1 protein-coding gene and 2 pseudogenes are annotated in these 1249 nt (G+C 63.9%); all 3 read right to left on the minus strand.

Translation table 11 applies throughout. From position 1 onward, the window contains the following. Window positions 1-87 (minus strand): annotated as a pseudogene (locus ABT116_RS47660) (hypothetical protein); the annotation flags it as partial. Window positions 88-148: 61 nt separating this feature from the next. Continuing rightward, window positions 149-1021: pseudogene (locus ABT116_RS47665) on the minus strand (dihydrolipoamide acetyltransferase family protein); the annotation flags it as partial. Further along, window positions 1018-1249: transketolase C-terminal domain-containing protein (locus ABT116_RS47670; protein ID WP_351647701.1), on the minus strand; the 232-nt coding region annotated here is incomplete at its 5' end. The gene ABT116_RS47670 and the pseudogene ABT116_RS47665, both read right to left, overlap by 4 nt.

Consider the following 1249-nt stretch of genomic DNA (forward strand, 5'->3'; position numbering starts at 1 on the left):
CCAGTGCATGGGGGCCATCCTGGCCGCGCCCAGGTCCTGGGCCGCGCGGACCGCTTCTTCGGGGTCGCAGTGGACGTCGCGGAGCCACCCCGTCGCGGGCAAGGTCGGTGATCACCCGAAGTGCTTGTGCGAGTTCGAGAGTGTTCAGTGAATCGGCATTGCGAATGACCGGCACCATCAATCCCTTCGGTGTCTGAGCGGCGATTCCGAGGTGGATGCGGGCGTGTCGAACTATCTCGCCTCGAGCCGTGTCGACCGACGAGTTCAGTTCGGGGTACTGCGCCAATGCGGCGGTGGTCAGCCGAGCCAGGAGCGCCATCAGGCTGATCTTGTCGGAATCGGGCAGTGACTTGTTGATCTCGGCTCGCGCCGCCAACAGTTCGGTGGCGTCGACGTCGACCCAGGTTGTCGCGTCAGGGATCTCGCGGCGGCTGGTGGACAGCTTGTCGGCAACTACCTTGCGTAGCCCCTTGATCGGGATGCGTTGGTCGCTCACGTGCGACGTTTCCGTCTCCGTGCCGGTGTTCGAACCTGCCTCGACATCAGCGCGGGTGATGACCCCGCCTGCACCGGATCCGGAGAGGATAGACAGGTCGATATCGTTGTCGGCAGCCAGTTTACGGACGATCGGCGAGATCACGCGTACCGACGAAGAAGTCCGACGTCGGCGTCTCGGTGCATCCTCACTGGTGCCGTAGCCGATCAGGACGTTACCCGAACCGGCACGTTCTTCTTCGCGGTATCGCTCGTGGTTAGCCGAGACGACCGCGTCGACACTGTCGCCCCCACTCACAGTGATCAGCGGCGTACCCACCTTCACGGTGTCACCGTCTTTGCCGTGGAGTTCGATCACGGTCCCGGCGAACGGGATAGGCACATCCACAGCAGCTTTCGCGGTCTCGACCTCGACGACAATCTGATCGATGGTGACCACGTCGCCTACCTTGACGTGCCACTCCGCAATGTCGGCCTCGGCCAATCCTTCGCCGAGGTCGGGGAGCATGAATACCTGATTGCTCATGCCGTCACCGCCCAACGGGTGTCGGGAGTGTCGTTCCACTGCAGACGATCGACGGCATCGAGGACACGGTCGACGCTGGGCAGGTGGTGACGCTCGAGCTTCGGCGCGGGGTAGGGGATGTCGAATCCGCTGACCCGGAGCACCGGGGCGTGGAGATGGTGGAAGCACCGCTCCTGCACGCGGGCAGCAATTTCCGCACCCACGCCGGCAAAACCTTGCGCCTCCTGG

It is taken from the genome of Streptomyces sp. NPDC002130 (assembly GCF_040296465.1).
Lineage (GTDB): Bacteria > Actinomycetota > Actinomycetes > Streptomycetales > Streptomycetaceae > Streptomyces.